Origin of the sequence: Trichocoleus sp. FACHB-591, from assembly GCF_014695845.1 — a bacterium.
Lineage (GTDB): Bacteria > Cyanobacteriota > Cyanobacteriia > FACHB-46 > FACHB-46 > Trichocoleus.
The window spans coordinates 212,455-226,861 of record NZ_JACJPA010000045.1 but is presented as its reverse complement, the minus strand read 5'-3'; the positions used below and the strand labels follow the sequence as shown (position 1 = coordinate 226,861).

Genomic DNA, 14,407 nt, shown 5'->3' with positions numbered 1-14,407 from the left:
TTGAGAATTTAAGGGTTGAGGCGATCGCCCGTTTCCACATCAAACCAGTGAATTCTATCCAAGGGCAAAGCGAGACTCACTACCTCACCGTCCCACTTATGATCCGCTGGTAGTAAAGCCCGCAGCTTAATTTGCTGGGATTGCTGATGCTGCACCTGGACACTCAGCAAATTCTGCATTCCCAGATTCTCCACTAGAAAAATCTTGCCCTGCACCGTTACGGCTTGAGGAACTTCATCCCCAACTAAGGTCACATGCTCTGGTCGGATGCCCAATGATATTTGCTTGGGGGCAGTAATGCCTGCGGGTAAAGGAATTTTGGTATCTCCCAACAAGGCATAATTGCCCTGACAAGGCAGCGTCAGCAAGTTCATTTGGGGACTACCGACAAACCCTGCGACAAACTGATTCGCTGGATGAGTGTAGATGCGTTGGGGAGAGGCAAGCTGCTGCACACTACCGTTGGAAAGTACGGCAACCTTGGTCGAAAGCGTCATGGCTTCCGTTTGGTCGTGAGTGACGTAGACAACTGGCGTGTTTTGGGCTTCAAACAGTTGCTTTAGCTCAGCTCGCACATGCTCGCGCAACAAAGCATCTAAGTTACTCAGCGGTTCATCTAGCAAAAACACATCCGGTCGGCGCACCAAAGCTCGTCCTACTGCCACCCGTTGTCGTTGTCCCCCAGAAAGCTGTCCTGGCTTGCGGCTCATCAACTCATCCAAACCCAGCACATGAGACACCTCACTAATCCGTTGGCGAATTTCCTCACCAGAGAGCTTGCCCCGGAGTTTTAGGCCAGAAGCAATGTTGTCGTAGACGCTGAGGTGCGGGTAGAGGGCGTAGCTCTGAAACACCATTGCAATATTGCGATCGCCCGGACTCATGCGACTGACATCTCGACCTGCGATCGTGATGCGACCTCGCGTTGGTGCTTCTAGTCCTGCAATCAACCGCAAAATCGTAGATTTGCCGCAACCAGACGGCCCCAAGAGTGTCAAGAATTCACCATCCTCTACACTCACGCTGACATCCTTAACCGGGACAACTTTAGGAGTATAGGTTTTGTTTAAATTTTGTAGTTCAAGTTTAGCCATAACGATTTTAGATTTATCCTTTCACCGCTCCCGCAGTGAGTCCTTGGACAATTTTGCGTTGGAACAACAGCACTAGAATGACGAGGGGTAAGGTGCCGAGGACGGTGGCTGCGGCGATCGGACCGTAGGGAATTTCAAAGATGGAGGCACCACCGAGCTGGGCGGCGGCGACAGGAATCGTTTTCATGTCCTCACGGGTGATGAAGGTGAGAGCAAAGATAAATTCATTCCAGGCAGAGATGAAGGTGAGAATGCCTGTGGTGACGAGGGCAGGCAAGGTCATGGGCAGCACGATCTGGGTCAGCATTTGCCACGTATTGAAACCGTCTACTTTGGCGGCATCTTCTAGGTCACGGGGGAGCTGCTGGAAAAAGCTCCGCATCACCAGAATGGTCAAAGGCAGGTTAATCGCGGTGTAGGGAATGATCAAAGCTAAGTAGTTGTTGCCTAGATTTAAAGCCCGAACTACTTCTAGCAGACCTAAGAACAGCAGAATGTAGGGAAACAGAGTCACGATTAGGACTGCGGCTAGAACTACCCGTTCACCAGGAATGCGGAGACGTGCTAAGGCATAGGCGGCGGGTGCTCCCAGACCTAATGCTAAGAGAGTAGAGAGGATCGAAACCAAAAAACTATTGCCGACATATTGCAGAAACGGACGGCGGGTAAACAGTTCTGTATAGTGATTCAGAGTAAAGCGGGTGGGGAAATAAACCGTAGGTACGGCTGAAATATCAGCATTGACTTTGACAGAAGTGAGTAGCTGCCACAGGATGGGAGCCAAGCAAAACAGCGCAATCAGAACTGCGGCGATCGCGACTCCCAAGCGTCGCCGAGAAAAACCTGATGGGGGTAGCTTTGCGGCTTCTACTTCCTCGGATGGAGTGCCAGTAGGACGATCAGTAGTTGTCATCTTGATTCCACTCCTGCCGCTCTAGCTCTGAGTTTACTGAGCAAGAAGCTGGCGATCGCGACTGCCAACACCAGTAGCAAAAAGGTGACGACGACCAAAGCCGCACCATAACCAAAGTCTAAATAGCGCATGACGGTGGAGTAGACATAGAGAGAAACGGTTTCGGTTGCGCCTCCCGGTCCCCCTCCAGTCATGACGGCAATCAGGTCAAAGATCCCAAAGGCTTGAGCAAATCGGAACAGCGCAGCGATTAGAATCTGCGGCATTAGCAGCGGTAGAGTAATTTGCCGAAAGCTTTGCCAGGCGCTAGCTCCATCAAGGGCGTGAGCTTCGTACAAATCATTAGAAATAGATTGCAACCCAGCCAATAATAGAATGCTAATGAAGGGAGTGGTTTTCCAAACATCGGCAATAATCACGGCAATCATAGCCAGCGTCGGTTCGCCTAACCAGTTGATCCCCGTCTGGATCAGCCCTAAGCGCAGAAGGATGTCGTTGACCACGCCGTACTGATCGTTGAAAATCCAAGTCCAAGCGAGGGCAATTAAGGCAGTTGGTAGCGCCCAAGGCAGAATCGCGATCGTGCGGATGGCTCCTCTACCGCGAAAAGACTGGTTCAACACCAGCGCAATGCCCATACCAATCAGCAGTTCTAGGATTACAGAAGCAACTGTAAATATAGTTGTGTTTTGCAAACTTTCCCAAAAGCGGCCATCAAACACCATGCGAGTGTAGTTTTCAACACCCGAAAACACAGGCTGGAGTTCGGTGCCGAGGTTTTTGGTAAAAAAGCTTTCCCAAAACGCCCGACCAATCGGATAAGCAAATACTAATAGCAGCAACAGGAGTGCAGGAATAGCTAGAATCCAGCCTGTCGTCTGTTCTCTTCGACGAATTGTATCTGTCGTCATTGGGCCTTAGTGCTCCTACAGCTCAAGCGGTTCCTAGCAATCGACGAGTTTCATTAGCAGCGGCTTGCATGGCTCGTTCTGGGGTCATTTGTCCGGTTAAAGCTGAACTCAAGTAGCGCTGCAAAATATCTGAGGCTTGAGCATATTGAGCGATCGGGGGCCGCAACGCCGCATTGTCGATCACATTTAGCATGGCGGGGAAGAAGTTGTATTTGCGGACAATTTCGGGGGCGTTGTAGAGCGATCGTCGCGATGGTAAATAGCCCGTGCTGAGCGTCACATTACGCTGCGTTTGGATACTGGTGAGATATTGCACTGCTTCCCAAGCTTCTTTGGGGTGTCTTGTAGTTTTGGCAATCCCCCAGCCCCAGCCACCTTGACAAGCCGCACTCTCAGCGCCAACAGCATGGACCATTGGCTTAATAGCGATTTTGCCGCGAATGGCTGAATCTTCGGCATTCGCTAGCGGCCAAGCGTAAGGCCAGTTTCGCAGAAAGGCGACGGTACCGCTTTGAAACAATCGTCTCGTTTCTTCTTCCTGGTAGGTCACAACCCCACGGGGAGAAACGCCTGTGTTAACAGTGTCTAGTAAAAATTTCACAGCCTGAACTGATTCGGGCCGATCCAATCCAACGGCTTTGGTTTGGGGATCAATCCAGAAGCCACCGGAGCCCGCGAGCACTTCTACAAACATGGCAGCGGCCCCTTCATATTGGCGACCTTGCCAAACATAGCCCCAAGTGACAGCTCCGCTTTTTTGTAGCGCTTGGGAGATTTGCATCAACTCTGTAAAAGTTTCTGGTGGCTTGAAACCTGCTGCATCTAGTAAATCTTTGCGATAGTAAAGCATGCCCGCATCCGATCGCACAGGCATTCGGTACAGCCCACCTTGATAACGCCCTCCCGCTATGTCTCCTTCCAAGAAGTCTGCGAGGTCATTACCCGCAACTTTATCGGACAAATCTGTTAACCAACCAGCAGCGGCAAACTTGGGCACCCAGACAATGTCCATGTACACCAAGTCGTAGGGAGAGCTGCCTAAAAGAAAGGAAGATGTGTATAAATCTTCAACCGCATTGGTAGCGTTCGGGCCTTCCACAAAGTTGAGCCGAATCCCTGGGTGGCTTGCCTCAAAGTCTTTAATGATCGGTTCCCAGGTGGGTCGCTCTGGGGCTCCAATCAGAAAGCTGAGGGTGACGGTGGGCTGGGAGAACGCAGGCACGACCACCAACAAGGTTAGAACTAAGCCAGCGACCCACAACGCGATGAAGCGCGATCGCCGAAATTTCTGAAAAACAGGTTTCAATTTGCTAAAGAATTTCTGGAATGTCATGAATCATTAAACACTTAAATAAACTTGAGCTTAAAAATATAGGTCACCATAATCGCGTAGCCTACATCCTAGTGATATCTCGATTTCACAATTGAATAGATAAAGCTTTGAGTATATGAAAATAAATTAAAAGTAAGTTCAACTAAGTTAATATGCCAGCAAATTGGTTGATTCTTGCCAGTGGCGGTCTGTTCTCCGGGATTCTAGCTGGGCTCTTAGGGATTGGCGGCGGCACTGTTTTGGTGCCATTGCTAGTGGCTTTGGGATATAGCCCTGTGCAAGCAGTGGCGACGAGTAGCTTAGCGATTCTGATTACGTCTATTTCTGGAACTGTCCAGAACTGGCGGATGGGGTATTTTAATGCCAAGCAAGTGCTTTACTTGGGGTTTCCCGCCTTGGCAACCGCCCAAATTGGCGTTTACTTGGCGAGCCGCATTGCCCCGTACATTTTGCTGGCAGCCTTTGGACTGTTGCTGTTACTGAATATTTACTTGGTCGATCTGCGCAAACGCCTCGTTGCCAAGGAGCCTCATGCTACCCAGACTCGGATCAACCCACTCATGGCGCGTTTGGGAACTGGGGGAGCCGCTGGCATCTTGGCTGGCTTGTTTGGGGTCGGAGGTGGCGTGATTATGGTGCCTTTGCAAATCTTGCTGCTGGGAGAGCCGATCAAAACGGCGATTCAAACTAGTTTGGGGGTCATTGTGCTTACCGCTATCTCAGCTTCCGTCGGGCATACGCTAGCAGGCAACGTACTAGCAACGGAAGGTTTGCTTTTAGGGCTGGGGGGGCTAGTAGGAGCCCAGATCAGCACTCGGTTTCTCCCTAAACTCCCAGATGCAATCGTCAGCCTCATCTTTCGGGGATTTTTGGGGATTTTATCGCTCTATATTTTTTGGCAAGCTTGGCAAAGTTACAGTAGCCTGTCCTAAATTTACGGAACCCAGGCTAGAGCCAGGGAATGCTAATCTCCTGAGAGTCAAGGTTGATTTTTAGTTTTCGGGGATAAGGTAGGGGGGATCATGGGGCAACTGAACCGCCGCAAGTTTATTCGCTATAGCACGCTGGCCCTAGGCAGTGGTATTGTGGCCGCTTGTGCCAGCAACAATCAGCCAACTACTTCTAGCGGTGCAGGTTCAGCGGCGGGGAACAGTCAGCTGGATAAAGTCAACTACGGAACAAATTGGTTTGCTCAAGCTGAGCATGGGGGATTTTATCAAGCCGTGGCGGCTGGCATCTACCGAGCACACGGCTTGGATGTCACGATTCAAATGGGAGGTCCGCAGGTCAACGGGACTCAACTGTTGATGGGAGGAGCAGTTGACTTTTTTATGGGGTATGGGTCAGATGCCATTAAAGCGATCGCGGAGGGCATTCCTAAAGTGACTGTGGCTGCCATCTTCCAAAAAGATCCCCAAGTGCTGCTGGTTCATCCTGGGACAGGCCGTGACTCTTTAGAAAAACTCAAAGGCGCTCCTATTCTAATTTCTGCGGCAGCTAATACAACCTTTTGGCCGTTTTTAAAGTCCAAGTATGGCTTCACAGATGACCAAAAGCGTCCTTACAACTTTAACGTGGGGCCATTTCTAGTTGATAAAACCTTGGTGCAACAAGGATATTTAAGCTCTGAACCCTTTGAAATCAAGCAAGAAGGCGGGTTTGAACCAGTCGCATTTTTACTGGCTGACTACGGCTACAGACCTTACTCCACCACGATCGAAACCCGCAAAGATTTAGTGGAGAAGCAGCCTGATTTGGTCCAGCGATTTGTGGATGCTTCGATCAAGGGATGGTATAGCTACTTTCAAGATCCGGCGCTGGGTAATGAGTTGATTAAAAAAGCCAACCCTGAAATGACTGATGCTCAGCTGGCTTACAGTTTGGAGAAAATGAAGCAATATGGCATTGTGGTGTCTGGTGATGCTGAGAAGTTGGGAATCGGGGCGATGACAGACGATCGCTGGAAAGTATTTTTTGACAGCATGGTAGCGGCGTCTGTATATCAGCCCAATACTAACTACAAAGAGGCTTATACGCTTCAGTTTGTGAATAAGGGAGTCCAAGCTTATCAAGCTTAAAGAACCTGGAGCTTTTCCTCCAAGAAGCTATATTTGCCAAGATATCTTTAAGGCTGTGGTCATACGATAAGGAGATTGCGGGGAATGGATACGCCCTCAGCGCAGGAGTGCCCTGAATCCTGCTACCAGCTAGACTTGCCTGAGTCTCGTTTTGCCAAGAATTCTTGTGCGATCGCGCTTCACCAAGTTAGTAAGGTCTACTCCAATGGCACGATCGCCTTGAAGGAGATGAACTTAAAGATTGCGGAGTCTGAGTTCATTAGTTTGGTGGGGCCTTCGGGATGCGGTAAAAGCACAGCGCTGCGGATTATGGCAGGCTTGGGGGAGGCGAGTTCTGGGGAGATTGCGTGGGGCGCAGTTCAGGCTGAGGCTAAGGCGGCGAGGAAGTTTTGGCAGCGTCCATCCAGTTCAAAACTGGCACCAAAGTTAGCCTTTGTGTTTCAGGAAGCGGCGCTGATGCCCTGGGCCACGGTGCTGGAGAATGTCCGGTTGCCGTTGCAGTTGGTAGGAATGTCCAAGCTGGCAGCTAGGGCAGCGGTGGCTGAGGCGATCGCGCTGGTAGGGCTGGAGGGCTTTGAGCAAGCCTATCCCCGTGAGTTGTCAGGTGGCATGAAGATGCGGGTTTCGATCGCGCGGGCGTTGGTGACGCAGCCTGATGTTTTGCTGATGGATGAGCCGTTTGGAGCGCTGGATGAGATGACGCGGAGCAAGCTCAATAGTGATTTACTGAGTTTGTGGAGTCAGAAGCGCTGGACGGTGGTGTTTGTAACGCACAACATTTATGAGGCGGTGTATTTGTCGAATCGGGTGGTAGTGATGGCGGCGCGTCCAGGGCGAGTGGTGGCGGAGGTGGAGGTTGCGGCTCCTTATCCTCGCACGGAGGAGTTTCGTTTGTCGTCGTTGTTTAATGAGTATTGTCGGGAGGTTTCGGGGGCTTTATCTTTGGGAGCGGGGCGATCGCTGCTTTGATTTATGTTTTTTGTTACTTTGGAAAAATCCGAGCCTTGGGGGCACTCGCCCCCAAACCCCCGCTGAGGGACGGTTGCGTCCCCCAGACACTCTCCAAAAGGTATTTTCAATCATTTCTCCCTTTGGACTGCTTGGTATGATTCGCGAGTCTTGCTCCCCTTGTAGGGAAGGGGCTGGGGGTTAGGTTTTAGGTGAAATGCAGAAATTAAAAGTACTAGTGACTGCTGATATCTTGGCACCATTGGCGATCGCGGTAGTCGCTCTATTCGGGTGGGATATCTTTGTGCGGGTGACAGGGATGCCCCCTTATCTATTGCCTGGGCCGCTTTTGGTGTTGCGGACGCTGGTTCGAGATTGGCCTGAGTTATTTCCTTCGTTGTTGGTGACGTTGCAAATTACGCTGGTGGCTTTTCTGGCGGCGGTGGTTTCTGGGGTGGCGATCGCGGTTTTGTTTGCTCAGAGTAAGTGGATTGAGCGGAGTTTGTTCCCTTATGCGGTGCTGTTGCAGACGACGCCTGTGGTGGCGATCGCACCATTGATCATTGTGTGGCTGCGGAACAACACATTTGCGGCGTTGGTGGTCTGCGCTTGGATGGTGGCGCTGTTTCCTATCATTGCTAACACGACGTTGGGGTTGAATAGTGCAGATCACAATCTATTGAATCTGTTTCAGCTTTACCGGGCTTCCCGCTGGCAAACTTTGTGGTATCTGCGTTTGCCGAGTGCGCTGCCCTATTTTCTCGGTGGTCTGCGGATTAGTGGGGGGTTGGCGTTGATTGGAGCGGTGGTGGCTGAGTTTGTGGCGGGGACAGGTGGGGCAAGGGCAGGAATTGCTTATCAGATTTTGATGGCGAGCTATAACTTGCAAATTCCTCGGATGTTTGCGGCGTTGTTGATGACGACTGGTTTAGGAGTAGTGATCTTTGTGGTACTGACGCTGTTGTCTGATTTCTTGCTGCGTCACTGGCATGAAAGTGCGATAAAACGTGAGAATTAAATCTTTAACCCTTGCATGTTGCCAACTTCTGATCATTACTGGCTCCTGAATGCCCATATTCCAGTTTGTCTGCTAGCAGGCGATCGCCCTGAGATTACGGCTCAACAAAATGCCGATGGTTTGGCGTTAGTCGATCTGGAGATTTGCGCTGGGCTGGTGGAGTCCATTCAGGTGGCGCGATCGCGGCCTAATCCCAATCAGGAAACATCTCCCTTACCCTCCTTAGACCTGCGAGGAGGTCAGGTTTGGCCTTGCTTTGTGGATATTCACACACATCTTGATAAAGGGCATATTTGGGAACGAGCAACAAATCCTGACGGCACGTTTGCCAGTGCGTTGACCACAGTCGAGAAGGATGCCGCTCAACATTGGGACTTGGAAGATGTGTATCGGCGGATGGAGTTTGGTCTCAAGTGCAGCTATGCCCACGGCACGCGAGCGATTCGGACTCACATTGATGCGATCGGGGAGTTTGCGGATCAGAGTTTTGAGGCGTTTCGGTTGCTCCAGCAGGAGTGGCGCGATCGCCTGACACTGCAAGCCGTTTGCCTCGCTCCTCTAGAAATGTTTCTCACCCCCGAAGGAGAAGCTCTGGCAGACAAAATAGCAGAGTTGGGAGGAGTGTTGGGAGGATTTGCGCCTGTTCATCCAGAACTGGATGCTCAATTGGATCGCGTGTTCGTCTTAGCTCAGGAGCGAGGACTGAATCTAGATTTCCATACGGATGAAACCAACGATCCAGCCAGCAAAACGCTGAGGCAAGTGGCGGCAGCAGCCCTACGCCACGACTTTAAGGGGCAGATTGTCTGTGGGCACTGTTGTAGTTTGTCAGTCCAAAACCCTGAAGAAGTGGCGGAGACGTTGAGTTTGGTGCGGCAAGCTCAGATCGGTATTGTCAGTTTGCCGCTGTGCAATCTTTATCTGCAAGACCGTGTACCTCAACGGACTCCGCGTTGGCGGGGGGTGACTCTACTGCATGAACTGCGGCAACAAGGTATTCCCGTGGCGATCGCCAGTGACAATTGCCGTGATCCGTTTCATGGCTTTGGCGATCATGATTGTCTGGAAGTCTTTACACTCTCAACCAAGATTGCCCACCTAGATCGCCCCTATGGTGACTGGCCCCGTGCGATCGCCACAACTCCCGCTGATTTGATGCAACTGCCTGACATTGGGCGCATTGGCGTCGGTTTACCCGCTGATTTGATTTTGTTTAAAGGCCGTACCTTCAGCGAATTACTATCGCGATCGCAACATGACCGAGTTGTCTTGCGATCGGGCCGAGCTATTGACACTACCCCACCCGATTATGCTGAATTAGATCATCTGTGCGGCTTTACGGAGATTAGCTAGATGACTACGACCCCTGTCAAACCTATGGATCTCGATGCTCTGATTGCGGAACTGGCAGGATTGGAACTCATCACTGACCCAACGCAGGTCGCGAAGCTATCGCAGGACTACTACAACTTCAGCCCAGTGCTACAGCCGCAATTGGCTGGGAAGAAGGGCGATTTAGTCGTGCGGGCGGCGGGTGAGGCAGAAGTGTTGCGCGTGGCCGCAGCTTGTGTCAAGTTCCGAGTTCCCTTAACGGTGCGGGGAGCGGGAACTGGCAATTACGGGCAGTGTGTTCCTCTCAATGGTGGGGTGATTCTAGATTTGAGTTTGATGCAAGCGATTCGTTGGATTAAACCGGGATTGGCTTGTGTAGAACCAGGGGTGAAGCTAGCCAACCTTGACAAGAAAACGCGAGAAATTGGCTGGGAGATTCGCATGGCTCCCTCGACTTACCGCACCGCTACCATCGGTGGGTTTATTGCGGGGGGGAGCGGCGGCATTGGCTCAATTACCTATGGGCAACTGCGCGATCGCGGCAATCTCCTGGCAGTGCGAGTAGTGACAATGGAAGACGAGCCACGTGTGATCGAGCTACGGGGAGATGAGGTGCAGAAAGTAAACCATGCCTATGGCGTGAATGGCATTATCACCGAATTGGAGATTCCTCTGGGGCCTGCTTATCCTTGGGCCGAGTGGATCGTCAGCTTCCCGGATTTCATGACAGCGGCTCGCTTTGGGCAAACCTTGGCAGACTCCGATGGCATCATCAAGAAACTAATTAGTATCCACGCTTGGCCAGTTCCTACCTACTTTGCAGCGCTCCGTTCCTGCATCCCAGAAGGCTCTCACGGTGCGTTGCTAATGGTGGCAGAGTCTTGTCTTGCACCTCTAGCGGATTTAGTTAAAGAATATGGCGGCGCTGTTTGCCAGCAAAAAACAGCCCAAGAAGCCAGTCACGGCATGCCGTTAGGAGAGTTTTCTTGGAACCACACCACACTCCATGCTCGCAGTGTTGACCCTTCCCTTACCTATTTACAAACTCTCTTTCCAGATGACAAAAACCTCAAATTAGTAGAGCACATCTATCATCATTTCGCTGATGAGTTGATGATGCACCTGGAATTCTTCCGCGTCGGTGGCGTGGCCCGTCCTGCCGCTCTCCAGTTGGTGCGCTACACCACAGAAGCCCGCCTCAACGAGATCATTGCCTACCATGAATCCCAGGGAGCCTTCATCTTTAATCCCCATACTTACATTCTGGAAGATGGAGGCATGAAGACGATTAACGTGGAGCAACTAAAGTTTAAGGAGATGGTGGATCCCTACGGCTTGCTCAATCCCGGCAAGATGCGAGCTTGGCTAGAACGCTAAGGGCGGCTATGTTTGAAAAAATGAAAGAAGCTGATTGAGGAGCGTTTCTGCTTGCTGATAATGCTGTTGTGCAAGTTCAACCTTACCTTGAGCTTCGTAAAGTTTGCCGATTTGCTGAAGCACCTGCACTTGTCCTTCAGGAAACCGAAATTCTTGATAAAGTGCTAACGCCTGCTGATAGGCAGTTAAAGCCTGTTCAGGTTGCCCCTGCGCCTGATAAACCGTGCCAATTCGAAAGCGTAACAGAGCAATTGTGAGAGGCTCGTGGTTAGATTTTTGGCTGGGCTGAAGGGTGGACAATGCCTGTTGATAGGCTGACAGGGCAGGTTGCCATTGTTGCAATTGCTGATATGTCTCCCCCAAGAACTGTAGCGATGAAGCAATGTTAATCGATTGCCCCTTGGGTCGAGAAATCTCCATTTGTCGCTGTTGCACAGATAGAGTTTGTTCCAGCCGCCCTAGCTGCCGATAATCGGTCCTAATCCTGCTCAGGATGTTATCTTCGGCAGGCGTAAAGGGGGATTCACGGGCGATCGCCACTGCCCGATCATAGTAGTGCTTGGCACGCTTAAGCTGTCCCGCTTCCAGGTAAAAGCTACCAATGGTTGCCAACACCTCTGCTATCCGAAAGTGATCGGTTCCGCCCACATCCAGGGCTGGCAGCGGTTCTGATAGCGCCTCTTTTGCTTGTTGTGTATAGGCAGCAACCTGTGCCTTCTCTCCCTGTGCCTGATAAAGATCGCGGATATTTTCTAGCGTCAAAACTCGATCGACAATTCTTTCAGGCTCTCCACGTTTGTTTTTCAGAGCCGCTAACCCTTGCTGATAAGCGGCTAACGCTAACTTGGGCTGTCCTTGGGATTGATGCACCAATCCGACGCGATTGAGCAGTTTGGTTTTTTGAAAGAAGACACCCGGTAAGTTGTCTCCCGTCCGCCGATATAGAGATTGGGCTTGCTGATAAGCCGCGATCGCTCGTTCTGGTCGTCCAGCTAGATGGTGAACTATCCCCATCTTGGTGACGATGTTAGCATCCGTCCATTCCCCCTCGATCTCGTGTTTGAAGGCTAATGCCTGTTCATAGGCAGATAACGCCTGGTCAAACTGTCCTGATGCCTGATAAATTTCGCCGATCGCAATGGCAGATGCTTTCCCTTGATGCGGCAAACGCTGCGGAGCGGCAACCACAATGCCTTTCTGATGAAGTGCCAAAACTCTTTGATAGTAGGGCAGCGCTGCTTGAAGCCGTCCTCCGAAGCGAATCCTATTTGCAAGCTCCATCAAAACATCGGCTTCTTGAGTGCGATCGCCTACTTCCTGCAGGAGTCGAAATCCTTGCTCGTAAAGAGGCAGACTGGCTTCTGGAAACCTGGCAGAATATACCCACTCAGCTTTAGAGATCAGTAGCATTGCTCGTTCTCGGCGATCGATTTTAGGGGGTTTGCCCTCGGCAATTGCTACCGAACTCGACCATCCAGGCAAGTGAACGGGTAGGAAAGAAAAGACAAGCGTGAGGGCGATCGCTGAAACTTGGGTAAGACGCATCAGTAGAGGTATTTTTTGATACGAACTTTCCACAGTCTAAGCACAACTGCAAAAAATGTCGTGGATTGCCGAAAAAATTAAGTTTGAGTGTGGGTTTTGGTTTTTGAACCGCCAGATCGGGCTGATTTAAGCTAATCACCAGCTTGTATTTGGAGCAGAATTTCCTCGACAGTAAGAACGGAAATTAATGTATTTGAAAAATCAGTATCACGGCTGACAACTGCATCTAATCCTTGAGCAATAGCACAAGCTATCTGAACAGCATCTTCAAAATCAGTCAAATCGAATGCAAACGCTGATTCTAAAACTGCCCGATTGACAGGACAAATCACCATAGAAGTTAGCGTTTCTAAAATCGCTTGCCGTGCTTGCTCAAGACTGCTAGTGTGCCGACGAGCAATATAAAAAATGTCTGTGAGTGTGGTTGCTGTGACATACCCCACAACATGACCAGAATCCACTGCCTGAAATAGTAAATCTGCGTTTTGAAAAAATGGCTCTCGTTGTAATAGAAAATCTAGCAGGATATTGGTATCAATTAAAACTCTCACTAAAGATACTTCTCCACCCGCCGCTCTTCTAGCATTACAGCTACTTCTTCATCCGTTGGTGCTGGTTGGCTGGTTTTCAGTAAACCTCGCATCCGTCCGATCGCTCCAGACCGCTCAGGAGTAAAGCTAGGAATTTCTTGCAACGACTCAACAATGACACTCATCAATGAGAGGCGATCGCTTGCTGACAATTTGAGAACCTGCTCTTTCAGCTCTTGAAGGGACATAGGGCTCTTTCAGGGTTAGTATCTGGGTTTTATTATGACAGTTCCAGTGCAGTGCCTTGTAGTAGCTCAGTCTTACACTCAACAGTTAAGCTGTCACAGCTACCTCAACCGAGAAATACAGCCAACCCTACGTCAGAGTTTAGCGGCTAGCGAAGGCAAAGCATAGAACCAGCGAAACCATAACCAGTCTGCTGTAACAATTTACTCGGCTATTGTTTTAGGCTATTAATGATGACTCATCATTCGACTTTAATACACTGACTTCTTCGGCTGTTTCAGGCTCTGTCTCAATTGCTGTCTGGCTTGTGGGCGTCAAATAGCCTTTTGCAGTTAATCCCTTGTCAACTTCAGAACATAATCTCTCGATGGCTTTGATGGCTGCTCTCGAGCGTCCTATTGAACTGTTAAACTTTCGTCCAGCTTTATCGGAAACCAAGGCTCCGAAATTTCTCTCAAACTTTACGTCCACAACACCTGAATTGTGCACGTAAAGATGTCGCATCTCCATATACATTATTGCAGGTTGAAGGATGCTTGAATCAACCTTCACATCCGTCTTCTCAAGAATTTTCTCCAGCAAGCCTTGAGTACTGCGCTGACTCTCTAAACTACGAAATACATAGTCAACCATATAATTGCAGATGGCATCATAACTTCCGAACTGAACAATTTCATGGAATTTGAGACTCGAGTGTGCCTTGTCTACAATCTCTAATGGCTTCTTATCATACATTTCGTGCAGAATAGAGCGGAGATACTCTGTGAAGTATGTATAGAGCATTTGGATAACTAGCTCAGCGTTTCGTGCCCTCGCATGATTTGTGATTTGCCTATAGTTATTAGCCTTTAACTTGATTCTTTTATGATAGCCTTTAGGCAAGCTCAGAGCCTCGCCTAAGGATTGTCCGGTTGACCTTGACCGTTCAGCAACTTCCTCTACCGACACTAAGGCTACGTCAACAATGTCCATATGGGCTTGTGTCATGCTCAAGCGGTTTCGAAGTATGCCTAAGGATTTACTGCTAGATTTACTCATGACGAACTAATTTATGCCGCTGATAGAACAAGCTGTGCATGATA

At 50.1% G+C, this 14,407-nt stretch carries 15 protein-coding genes; 7 read left to right on the top strand and 8 right to left on the bottom strand.

All coding sequences use genetic code 11. The annotated features are described in order from the left end of the window. Nucleotides 1–8: 8 nt before the first annotated feature. Genes H6F90_RS09210 through H6F90_RS09195 form a run of 4 tightly spaced genes read right to left on the bottom strand, consistent with a single transcriptional unit; the run spans nt 9 to nt 4,251 of the window. Nucleotides 9–1,094, bottom strand: coding sequence for an ABC transporter ATP-binding protein (locus H6F90_RS09210; RefSeq protein ID WP_190552160.1), 1,086 nt, complete (start codon nt 1,092–1,094; stop codon nt 9–11). A gap of 13 nt (nt 1,095–1,107) precedes the next feature. Beyond that, on the bottom strand, nt 1,108–2,007 hold the full coding sequence (locus H6F90_RS09205) for a carbohydrate ABC transporter permease (RefSeq protein WP_190439270.1): 900 nt from the start codon (nt 2,005–2,007) through the stop codon (nt 1,108–1,110). Beyond that, complete coding sequence (locus tag H6F90_RS09200) at nt 2,004–2,918, bottom strand: carbohydrate ABC transporter permease (protein WP_190439268.1); 915 nt, start codon at nt 2,916–2,918, stop codon at nt 2,004–2,006. Before H6F90_RS09200 ends, H6F90_RS09205 begins: the two co-directional genes overlap by 4 nt. A 22-nt stretch (nt 2,919–2,940) precedes the next feature. Further along, nucleotides 2,941–4,251 (bottom strand): ABC transporter substrate-binding protein, encoded by a 1,311-nt coding sequence (locus tag H6F90_RS09195; RefSeq protein WP_190552158.1) that lies wholly within the window; start codon nt 4,249–4,251, stop codon nt 2,941–2,943. A 152-nt stretch (nt 4,252–4,403) separates the two neighbouring features. Here H6F90_RS09195 and H6F90_RS09190 point away from each other — a divergent pair, with 152 nt between their 5' ends. The 6 genes from H6F90_RS09190 to H6F90_RS09165 all read left to right on the top strand — a co-directional run bounded on the left by H6F90_RS09190 (nt 4,404) and on the right by H6F90_RS09165 (nt 11,004). Continuing rightward, complete coding sequence (locus tag H6F90_RS09190; RefSeq protein WP_190439263.1) at nt 4,404–5,183, top strand: sulfite exporter TauE/SafE family protein; 780 nt, start codon at nt 4,404–4,406, stop codon at nt 5,181–5,183. A gap of 90 nt (nt 5,184–5,273) precedes the next feature. Next, nucleotides 5,274–6,329 (top strand): ABC transporter substrate-binding protein, encoded by a 1,056-nt coding sequence (locus H6F90_RS09185; RefSeq protein ID WP_190552156.1) that lies wholly within the window; start codon nt 5,274–5,276, stop codon nt 6,327–6,329. A gap of 84 nt (nt 6,330–6,413) precedes the next feature. Next, nucleotides 6,414–7,298 (top strand): ABC transporter ATP-binding protein, encoded by an 885-nt coding sequence (locus H6F90_RS09180; protein ID WP_190552155.1) that lies wholly within the window; start codon nt 6,414–6,416, stop codon nt 7,296–7,298. Between the two features lie 196 nt (nt 7,299–7,494). Continuing rightward, nucleotides 7,495–8,295 (top strand): ABC transporter permease, encoded by an 801-nt coding sequence (locus H6F90_RS09175; RefSeq protein WP_190552153.1) that lies wholly within the window; start codon nt 7,495–7,497, stop codon nt 8,293–8,295. Between the two features lie 15 nt (nt 8,296–8,310). After that, nucleotides 8,311–9,648, top strand: a complete 1,338-nt coding sequence (locus tag H6F90_RS09170; RefSeq protein ID WP_190552151.1) for a cytosine deaminase — start codon at nt 8,311–8,313, stop codon at nt 9,646–9,648. Next, on the top strand, nt 9,649–11,004 hold the full coding sequence (locus H6F90_RS09165) for an FAD-binding oxidoreductase (protein ID WP_190552149.1): 1,356 nt from the start codon (nt 9,649–9,651) through the stop codon (nt 11,002–11,004). Between the two features lie 6 nt (nt 11,005–11,010). Here the strand turns inward: H6F90_RS09165 and H6F90_RS09160 are convergent, their stop codons facing one another. From H6F90_RS09160 to H6F90_RS09150, 3 genes are all read right to left on the bottom strand, one after another. Further along, complete coding sequence (locus H6F90_RS09160; protein WP_190552147.1) at nt 11,011–12,549, bottom strand: tetratricopeptide repeat protein; 1,539 nt, start codon at nt 12,547–12,549, stop codon at nt 11,011–11,013. A gap of 131 nt (nt 12,550–12,680) precedes the next feature. Continuing rightward, entirely contained in the window at nt 12,681–13,100 is a 420-nt protein-coding gene (locus H6F90_RS09155) for a PIN domain-containing protein (protein ID WP_190552145.1), read from the bottom strand. Beyond that, nucleotides 13,100–13,327, bottom strand: a complete 228-nt coding sequence (locus H6F90_RS09150) for a hypothetical protein (RefSeq protein ID WP_190552143.1) — start codon at nt 13,325–13,327, stop codon at nt 13,100–13,102. Before H6F90_RS09150 ends, H6F90_RS09155 begins: the two co-directional genes overlap by 1 nt. A 34-nt stretch (nt 13,328–13,361) precedes the next feature. Between H6F90_RS09150 and H6F90_RS31105 the strand changes: the two genes are divergently transcribed. Continuing rightward, nucleotides 13,362–13,493: a hypothetical protein gene (locus H6F90_RS31105; protein WP_255524977.1), complete on the top strand. Its 132-nt coding sequence runs from the start codon at nt 13,362–13,364 to the stop codon at nt 13,491–13,493. 51 nt (nt 13,494–13,544) lie between these two features. Here H6F90_RS31105 and H6F90_RS09145 read toward each other — a convergent pair whose 3' ends face one another. Further along, entirely contained in the window at nt 13,545–14,363 is an 819-nt protein-coding gene (locus H6F90_RS09145) for a hypothetical protein (RefSeq protein ID WP_206756164.1), read from the bottom strand. Nucleotides 14,364–14,407 lie beyond the last annotated feature (44 nt).

Excerpts from the sequence above, each read along its gene's own strand:
- H6F90_RS09210 (WP_190552160.1), bottom strand. The coding sequence starts at position 1,094 with ATGGCTAAACTTGAACTACAAAATTTAAACAAAACCTATACTCCTAAA.
- H6F90_RS09205 (WP_190439270.1), bottom strand. The coding sequence starts at position 2,007 with ATGACAACTACTGATCGTCCTACTGGCACTCCATCCGAGGAAGTAGAA.
- H6F90_RS09200 (WP_190439268.1), bottom strand. The coding sequence starts at position 2,918 with ATGACGACAGATACAATTCGTCGAAGAGAACAGACGACAGGCTGGATT.
- H6F90_RS09195 (WP_190552158.1), bottom strand. The coding sequence starts at position 4,251 with ATGACATTCCAGAAATTCTTTAGCAAATTGAAACCTGTTTTTCAGAAA.
- H6F90_RS09190 (WP_190439263.1), top strand. The coding sequence starts at position 4,404 with ATGCCAGCAAATTGGTTGATTCTTGCCAGTGGCGGTCTGTTCTCCGGG.
- H6F90_RS09185 (WP_190552156.1), top strand. The coding sequence starts at position 5,274 with ATGGGGCAACTGAACCGCCGCAAGTTTATTCGCTATAGCACGCTGGCC.
- H6F90_RS09180 (WP_190552155.1), top strand. The coding sequence starts at position 6,414 with ATGGATACGCCCTCAGCGCAGGAGTGCCCTGAATCCTGCTACCAGCTA.
- H6F90_RS09175 (WP_190552153.1), top strand. The coding sequence starts at position 7,495 with ATGCAGAAATTAAAAGTACTAGTGACTGCTGATATCTTGGCACCATTG.
- H6F90_RS09170 (WP_190552151.1), top strand. The coding sequence starts at position 8,311 with ATGTTGCCAACTTCTGATCATTACTGGCTCCTGAATGCCCATATTCCA.
- H6F90_RS09165 (WP_190552149.1), top strand. The coding sequence starts at position 9,649 with ATGACTACGACCCCTGTCAAACCTATGGATCTCGATGCTCTGATTGCG.
- H6F90_RS09160 (WP_190552147.1), bottom strand. The coding sequence starts at position 12,549 with ATGCGTCTTACCCAAGTTTCAGCGATCGCCCTCACGCTTGTCTTTTCT.
- H6F90_RS09150 (WP_190552143.1), bottom strand. The coding sequence starts at position 13,327 with ATGTCCCTTCAAGAGCTGAAAGAGCAGGTTCTCAAATTGTCAGCAAGC.
- H6F90_RS31105 (WP_255524977.1), top strand. The coding sequence starts at position 13,362 with ATGACAGTTCCAGTGCAGTGCCTTGTAGTAGCTCAGTCTTACACTCAA.
- H6F90_RS09145 (WP_206756164.1), bottom strand. The coding sequence starts at position 14,363 with ATGAGTAAATCTAGCAGTAAATCCTTAGGCATACTTCGAAACCGCTTG.